The organism is Burkholderia sp. Ap-955, assembly GCF_011753045.1.
In the GTDB taxonomy this organism is placed as follows: Bacteria; Pseudomonadota; Gammaproteobacteria; order Burkholderiales; family Burkholderiaceae; genus Burkholderia; species Burkholderia lata_D.
Window position 1 is genome coordinate 1 of record NZ_VWWH01000169.1, and the last position, 6,910, is coordinate 6,910.

8 protein-coding genes and 1 pseudogene are annotated in these 6,910 nt (G+C 71.1%); 3 read left to right on the forward strand and 6 right to left on the reverse strand.

What is annotated here, in order from left to right; all coding sequences use genetic code 11:
• The 3 genes from F3J15_RS36600 to F3J15_RS36610 form a co-directional block, all read left to right on the forward strand.
• On the forward strand, positions 1-551 hold a 551-nt coding region (locus F3J15_RS36600), incomplete at its 5' end, for an acetyl-CoA C-acyltransferase (protein WP_166897571.1).
• 217 nt (positions 552-768) lie between these two features.
• The gene (gene phbB / locus F3J15_RS36605) at positions 769-1,512 is read left to right on the forward strand and encodes an acetoacetyl-CoA reductase (RefSeq protein WP_166897573.1); all 744 of its coding nucleotides are present in this window, start codon (positions 769-771) and stop codon (positions 1,510-1,512) included.
• Positions 1,513-1,620: 108 nt separating this feature from the next.
• Complete coding sequence (locus F3J15_RS36610) at positions 1,621-1,833, forward strand: hypothetical protein (RefSeq protein ID WP_166897576.1); 213 nt, start codon at positions 1,621-1,623, stop codon at positions 1,831-1,833.
• A gap of 101 nt (positions 1,834-1,934) precedes the next feature.
• On the opposite strand, the gene F3J15_RS36615 is transcribed toward F3J15_RS36610, so the two are convergent.
• From F3J15_RS36615 to F3J15_RS36640, 6 genes and pseudogenes are all read right to left on the reverse strand, one after another.
• Positions 1,935-2,279, reverse strand: coding sequence for a hypothetical protein (locus F3J15_RS36615; RefSeq protein WP_166897578.1), 345 nt, complete (start codon positions 2,277-2,279; stop codon positions 1,935-1,937).
• Positions 2,263-2,772, reverse strand: coding sequence for a hotdog family protein (locus F3J15_RS36620; protein ID WP_166897581.1), 510 nt, complete (start codon positions 2,770-2,772; stop codon positions 2,263-2,265). The genes F3J15_RS36615 and F3J15_RS36620 overlap by 17 nt, the downstream gene beginning before the upstream one ends.
• Entirely contained in the window at positions 2,772-3,587 is an 816-nt protein-coding gene (locus F3J15_RS36625) for a beta-ketoacyl synthase chain length factor (protein ID WP_166897584.1), read from the reverse strand. Before F3J15_RS36625 ends, F3J15_RS36620 begins: the two co-directional genes overlap by 1 nt.
• Positions 3,588-3,595: 8 nt before the next feature.
• Complete coding sequence (locus F3J15_RS36630; protein WP_166897587.1) at positions 3,596-4,807, reverse strand: beta-ketoacyl-[acyl-carrier-protein] synthase family protein; 1,212 nt, start codon at positions 4,805-4,807, stop codon at positions 3,596-3,598.
• Positions 4,808-4,880: 73 nt separating this feature from the next.
• Positions 4,881-5,765, reverse strand: a complete 885-nt coding sequence (locus F3J15_RS36635; protein WP_166897590.1) for a polysaccharide deacetylase family protein — start codon at positions 5,763-5,765, stop codon at positions 4,881-4,883.
• Positions 5,762-6,910 (reverse strand): annotated as a pseudogene (locus F3J15_RS36640) (hypothetical protein); the annotation flags it as partial. The pseudogene F3J15_RS36640 and the gene F3J15_RS36635, both read right to left, overlap by 4 nt.

Genomic DNA, 6,910 nt, shown 5'->3' on the forward strand with positions numbered 1-6,910 from the left:
CGCTGCAGTTCGCCACCGACGAATTCGTGCGTCACGGCGTGACGGCGGAATCGCTGGCCGGGCTGAAGCCGGCGTTCTCGAAGGACGGCTCGGTGACGGCGGCGAACGCGTCGGGGCTGAACGACGGGGCGGCGGCGGTGCTGGTGATGTCGGCGCAGAAGGCGGCGGCACTCGGCCTGACGCCGCTGGCGCGGATCAAGGCGTATGCGAACGCGGGCGTGGACCCGAGCGTGATGGGGATGGGGCCGGTGCCGGCATCGCGCCGAGCGCTGGAGCGCGCGGGCTGGACACCGGGCGACCTGGACCTGATGGAGATCAACGAGGCGTTCGCGGCGCAGGCGCTGGCGGTGCACAAGCAGATGGGCTGGGACACGTCGAAGGTGAACGTGAACGGCGGGGCGATCGCGATCGGCCACCCGATCGGCGCGTCGGGCTGCCGGATCCTGGTGACGCTGCTGCACGAGATGGCCAAGCGCGATGCGAAGCGCGGGCTGGCGTCGCTGTGCATCGGCGGCGGGATGGGGGTCGCGCTCGCGGTCGAGCGCGTCTGAGCAGGGTCTGACGACTCGTTCCGCGTGCGGCGCCAGCCGGCGCCGCACGCGGGCGAAGCGGTTTTCGCGCACGACAAGCAGTCAACAACAAGCGCGAGGTGCCGGTGCGTGCCGTGCCCGCGACGCGGGCGGCTGCGCATCGAAGCGGTGGGGCGGCAGCCTGAGCGACGCCGCCGCTCCGCCTTGATCGATTACTTTTTTGTCGGTAATTAATAGGATGACTAAGCGAATTGCAGTTGTGACTGGTGGAATGGGCGGCCTCGGCGAAGCGATCAGCATCAGGTTGAACGACGCGGGCCACCGGGTAGTCGTCACGTATTCGCCGAACAATACCGGCGCGGACCGCTGGCTGACCGAGATGCACGCGGCCGGCCGAGAGTTCCACGCGTACCCGGTGGACGTGGCCGATCACGATTCGTGCCAGCAATGCATCGAGAAGATCACGCGGGACGTCGGCCCGGTGGACATTCTCGTGAACAATGCGGGCATCACGCGCGACATGACGCTGCGCAAGCTCGACAAGGTCAACTGGGATGCGGTGATCCGCACCAACCTCGATTCCGTGTTCAACATGACGAAGCCGGTCTGTGAAGGCATGGTCGAGCGCGGCTGGGGTCGCATCGTCAACATCTCGTCGGTGAACGGCTCGAAGGGCTCGGTCGGCCAGACCAACTACGCGGCCGCGAAGGCCGGCATGCACGGTTTCACGAAGTCGCTCGCGCTCGAGATCGCGCGCAAGGGCGTGACGGTGAACACGGTGTCGCCGGGCTACCTCGCGACGAAGATGGTAACGGCGATCCCGCAGGACATCCTCGACTCGAAGATCCTCCCGCAGATTCCGGCGGGCCGGCTCGGCAAGCCCGAGGAAGTCGCCGCGCTGGTGGCTTACCTGTGCTCGGAGGAGGCCGGCTTCGTGACGGGCTCCAACATCGCGATCAACGGCGGCCAGCACATGCATTGACGCGTGGCGGCCCGCACGGCGTTCGCGCGCGAGCGGGTCGCGTTCCCCACTATCCCGTGCCGGAGCGGCGGCAGGCGCGCCGCTTCGGCCTCGCATTCCGGAGAACGCATGGGCGACACCTGGATGGGACTCGTGATCGGCGGCTCGGCGCTGGCCGTCGCGCTGACGATGGCGATCTCGCTCTACTGGCTCGAGCGGCGCCGCGCGCGGCTGCTGCGGAACTTCGATCATCGCGATTGCTGGTTCGTCGCGTACGGCAAGTGCTTCGCGCGCCGGCCGGCGACGGCGAGGCCGCGGCGCCGCATGCACGGTGCTCGCTGACGGCAGCGCCGGCGCATCGCAATCGGCGAACGCTCGGTGAGCGGTCGATGAGCGGTCATGCCCCGCGCGCATGCCGTCGGCAATGCGCGCGGGATGCGTGATCAGTTCTTTTCGCTCTTTCCACCCGACTCGCCCGAGTCGTTCTTGTGGAAGATCCGCTTCGTCGTGCGCTTGGTGGCATCCCAACCTTCGCGCGATGCGTGTGCGACCCCGTGCCCGACCGCCTTCGCGGCGCTCGCGGTCGCGTGGCCGAAGCTGCGGGCCGCCTCGCCGGTCTTGTGCGCGGCTTCCTTCGAATCGCGCTTGATGTCCTGCTTCACTTCCGACATGTCCGCGTGCGCGATCGGGCTGATCAGTGCCAGAACGAGCGCGGCGCCAATGAACTGACGAACTTTCACGACCTGGTTTCCTTCTCTTGAGTAAGCGGCTTCATCGAGGATTTGCATCGCCGGCTGGCGCCGGGCCTGGGCGAAGCGCGCCGGCCGCCGACGCGTCGAGCATTACCGCGGCGCGGCCGGACAGCAGCACGCGATCGCCGCAGCGCAGCGCGAAGCCGTACAGCACCGAGCGGGCGTCGCCGCTCACGCGTTCCGCTTCGACGACGAGCGGCTGCGCGAACGTGTCGAGCCGGTCGACGAACGCGTCGACGTTGCGCACGCTCGCCAGATAGCCGACGCGTGGGCGCGCTTCGTGCGCACCGAGCAGCGCGCCGTGCACGGCCATCGCCTGCGCCGCGTATTCGATGCCGCAGACGGACGCGAGCCGGCCGTATGCGTGCAGCGGGTTGTGCGGATCGCGGTGGCTCGTCGCGGTACAGCGGATGCAGGCGGCATCCCACGCATCGACCGTATCCAGCAGGCACATCGCGCCGTCGTGCGGAATGTGCGCGGCGATCCACGCGTGATCGAGCGGCGGTGCGAGCGGGATCGTCGCAGTCATCACGCGCGCACCGTGAACGTGTCCGGCATCGCGACGTCGACCTGCACGCGCGTATCGGCCAGGTAGTCGAGCACGACGCGTGTCGAACGCCGCGCGGCGATGGCGTCGAGCAGCGGCAGCACGCGCGCGGCCGGATTGCCGGCGCGCAGTGCGTCGAGTTCGGCGTTCGCGAGCGGCGTGGCGGGTGCGTCGGCAAGCTGCACGTCGACGCGGGCGAGCGCGCGTTCGCTTGCTTCGGGCACAAGCACGAGTGCCACGCCGAATGCGTCGCCGATCGGTCGCACCGTACGCAGCGGTTCCGGATAGTCGGTGTCGTACGCGATCAGCAGCGTCGGCACGCGATCGACGACGACCTGGCACAGGCTCTCGAGCAGCCCCGCGGCGAAGCTGCCGTCGTGCGCGCACAGCACGTTCGACGTCGCCATCGCGCGGGTCGCGATGCTCCAGTAGCCGGCCGGCGCGTTGTGCACGGAGTTGTGGAAGCGCGTCGGCGACAGCTGGCGATCATCGCCGGCCAGCGTCTCGCAGATCGCGTGGCAATTCTGGCCGTCGCCGCCCGACGCGCTGAACACGGTCGCGAGCTTCGCGGCGTCGCGTCCGCTCGCGGCCACCGCTTCGTGGCCGGCCGCGAGCGCCGCGCGCACGACGGGGCCGGTGCGGCGCCGCTCGGCCGACGGCAGGCCGGCCGGGGGAGGCAGCTCGGTGCGGGCGGGCGCATACGGTACGCGGCCCGAGAGCACGTCGGCCGCGTGCGGCCAGTCGTTCAATCCGGGCCCGATGAGGCCGATGCTTTCGATGAAGGCGGTGAGTGTCATGGCGGGCCTCAACGGCGGGCGTGGTCGGCACGGCCGAGGATCAGGCTGCAATTCGTGCCGCCAAAGCCGAACGAATTGGACAGGACGGCGCGCACGCGTGTATCGCGGCTCGCGAGCACGTAATCGGCGGCGAGGGCCGGGTCGGGCTGCGTCGTGTTGACGCCGGCCGGCACGAACTGCTCGCGCAGCGCGAGCGCGGCGACGACGGCCTCGAGCGCACCCGCCGCGCCGAGCGTATGGCCGGTCGCGCCCTTCGTCGAGCTGCAAGCCGTACTGGCGAACAGCGCGCCGATCGCGCGGCTTTCGGCCGCGTCGTTGCTCGGCGTCGCGGTGCCGTGCAGGTTCACGTAGTCGATGTCGTTCGCACCGAGGCCGGCGGCGGTGAGCGCCTGCTCGATCGCGACGCGTGCGCCGAGCCCGTCCGGATGGGGCGACGACATGTGATGCGCGTCGCTCGATTCGCCGATGCCGAGCAGCAGGATCGCGTGGGCGTCGAGTGCGGCGGGCGGGTCGGGCATGCGTTCGACGAGCGCGAACGCGGCGGCCTCGCCGATCGAGATGCCGTCGCGCGCGACGTCGAACGGCCGGCACGGCTGGCGCGACAGCAGTTCGAGCGAATTGAAGCCGTACAGCGTCGTCAGGCACAGCGAATCGACGCCGCCGACGACGGCCGCGTCGATCAATCCCGCCTCGATCATGCGGCGCGCGGAGCCGAACACTTTCGCGCCGGACGAGCACGCGGACGAGATCGCCATCGCCGGCCCGCGCAGCGCGAAAAACGCGCGCACGAACGCGGCCGGCGAATACGGGTTGTGCGTCTGCGCGTAGCGGAAGTCGGCGGGCAGCGCGCCGCTCGCTGGGTCGCGGCGCTGGTATGCGTGTTCGGTTTCGAGGATGCCGGCCGTGCTCGTGCCGATGAACACGCCGACGCGCGCCGCTCCATAGCGCGCGACGGCCGCCGCGACGCGTGCGTCGAAGCCGTCCTGCGTCAGGCCGAGCTGCGCGAGGCGGTTGTTGCGGCATTCGAAGTCGGCGAGATCGGCCCGCACGGGCTGCGCATCGACGCCGTCCACCGCGCCGATCCACGTGTCGAGATCCGCACGTTCGAAGTCGCAGGGCTGGAGCTCGCCGCGCGCGTCGCGCAGCGCATCGAGGGTCGCATCGAGGCCGCGGCCGATGCAGCTGGTGGCGGTGAAGTGCGAGAGCAGGAGAGGTTTCACGAGGGTCGCATCCGGTGGCCGGAACGGGCGCCGCAGCAGGGCTGGCAGGCGCGCCGTCCGAGGTCAGATTTTATCAAACGGGGGGTGCCGAACCGGCCGGCTCGCCCGGCCCGCCGGGCGGTTCCGGTGCGAGCGCCGCGCGCAGCGTGGTCCAGTGCAATTGCGCGTCGGCGGCCGCGCGCAGCACCGCTTGCAGCACGTCGAGCACGACCGGTTCGCCGCGCGCATCGCGCGCCGCGTGCCCGTCGTGCACGAGCAGGATGTCGCGCGCATCGAGGCCGTGCAGCAGGCGGCGCGTGACGGTCGCCGCATCGTGTGCGCGCGTGTCGAAGCCGCGCCGCGTCCAGCTCGCCAGCTGCAGGCCGAGTTCGCACAGCACCGGCTCGAGAAACGGGTTGCGCAGGCCGGCAGGCGCACGGAAGAACAGCGGGCGCGTGCCGGCGATCTCGGTCAGCGTCTGCTGCGCGGCCGCGATCTCGCGTCGCAGCGCGGCGGGCCCCGACAGCGAGAACGTGTGCCGGTGCCGCTGGCTGTGGTTCTCGATCGCGTGACCGCGCGCGACGATCGCCTCGATCCAGCGCGGATGACGGCGCGCGAGATCGCCGATGCAGAAGAACGTCGCGCGCGCGTCGTAACGGTCGAGCAGGTCGAGCACGCGCGGCGTGACGTCCGGGTCCGGGCCGTCGTCGATCGTCAGCGCGATGCGGCGGCCCGCGTTGGCCGGCAGGCGCGTCCAGTTCGGGCCGAGTAATGTGCTGCGCGGCCACAGGCCGGCGGCGGTCAGCGCGAGATGCGACGCGACCACGCCACCGACCGCCCACGGCCACGCAGCCGGCTGCGCGACGACGGCGGCCGCCGCGCCCGCATGCAGCGCGGCCGTGCCCGCGATCAGCGGCGTCGGCTTCCAGCGGCGCGTATCGCCGGGCTGTCGCGACGGAACGGACGACGGCGCGTTCATGCGCGGCTTCCTCGATGACGGTTGATGGCCGCAGCCTCGGCCGGGCGGGGCGCGAGAATCGCGGCGAATGCGAGCGCGAGCATCGCGCCCGGGCCGACGGTCAGCCCGAAGGTTTCGAGCAACGGCACGCGCGACAGCGCCAGCAGCCCGAAGCCGGCGACTGTCGCGAGGTTCGCGATCAGCAGCGACACGAGCGTGTACGGCGTGACGGGCTGCGCGTCGTCGCGCTTGCAGAAGAACAGCGCGTAGTTCGAGCCGACCGCGACGATCAGCAGCATCCCGACGAGATGCAGGATCGTCAGCTGCACGCCGGCGAGCGCGAAGCCGGCCGTCACGACCAGCACGGCCGCGACGAGCGGCGCGAGCGCGCGCATGACACGGCGCGGCGAGCGCAGCGCGATCAGCAGCAGCACGGCGATCGCGGCAAAACCCGCGAGCGACAGCCGGATGTCCTCGTGCACATAGCTCACGTACAGGCGATCGGCTTCGGCCTTCATGTCGACGAACAGCGCATCGGGCACGCCCGCGCGCGCGACGGCCGCGCGAATCGGCGTGGCATCGAGACTCGACGCCGGTTGCGCGGCGCGGGCGGCGTCCGGCGCGCGCAGCGGCAGCATCGCGCTCCAGCGGCCGTCGCGTTCGGTCAGCAGTGCATCGACGGCGAGCGCCATCGACGTGCCGCGCAAGTCCGCGCGCGTCAGCAGCGGTGCGTGGCGCGCGGCCTCGACGTCGGCGATGAACGGCGTGAACAGGTCGGGATTGACCGCGATCGGCTGGTTCGCGACGGCATCGTGCATCCGCGCGGCGAGCACGCCGGCATCCGGCAGGCTTGCCTGGCGCGCGCGCTGTGCGGCATCGCTCGGCAGGTAGCGCGCGGGGTTTTCGAAGCCGGCGAGCGCGCCGCGGTCGACCAGCGGCTGCAATTGCGCGGCCACCTTCTCGGCGCCTTCGAGCGCGGCCTGTTCGGTCGATGCGGAAATCACGACGAGATAGCGCACATCGGGTGCGCCGACATCGGCGCGCAGCCGCGCATCGAGCGCCTGCGCGTGCGCCGGCACCGGGCTGAGCGCGGCGAGTTCGCGGCTCCACAGGCCGTCGCGATGCAGCACGAGCGTCGCGCCCGCGGCGATCACCAGCGCGGCGAG

Coding starts and splice junctions, on each gene's coding strand:
- F3J15_RS36625 (WP_166897584.1), bottom strand. CDS start 3,587: ATGACACTCACCGCCTTCATCGAAAGCATCGGCCTCATCGGGCCCGGA.
- F3J15_RS36610 (WP_166897576.1), top strand. CDS start 1,621: ATGGGCGACACCTGGATGGGACTCGTGATCGGCGGCTCGGCGCTGGCC.
- phbB (WP_166897573.1), top strand. CDS start 769: ATGACTAAGCGAATTGCAGTTGTGACTGGTGGAATGGGCGGCCTCGGC.
- F3J15_RS36620 (WP_166897581.1), bottom strand. CDS start 2,772: ATGACTGCGACGATCCCGCTCGCACCGCCGCTCGATCACGCGTGGATC.
- F3J15_RS36635 (WP_166897590.1), bottom strand. CDS start 5,765: ATGAACGCGCCGTCGTCCGTTCCGTCGCGACAGCCCGGCGATACGCGC.
- F3J15_RS36615 (WP_166897578.1), bottom strand. CDS start 2,279: ATGCAAATCCTCGATGAAGCCGCTTACTCAAGAGAAGGAAACCAGGTC.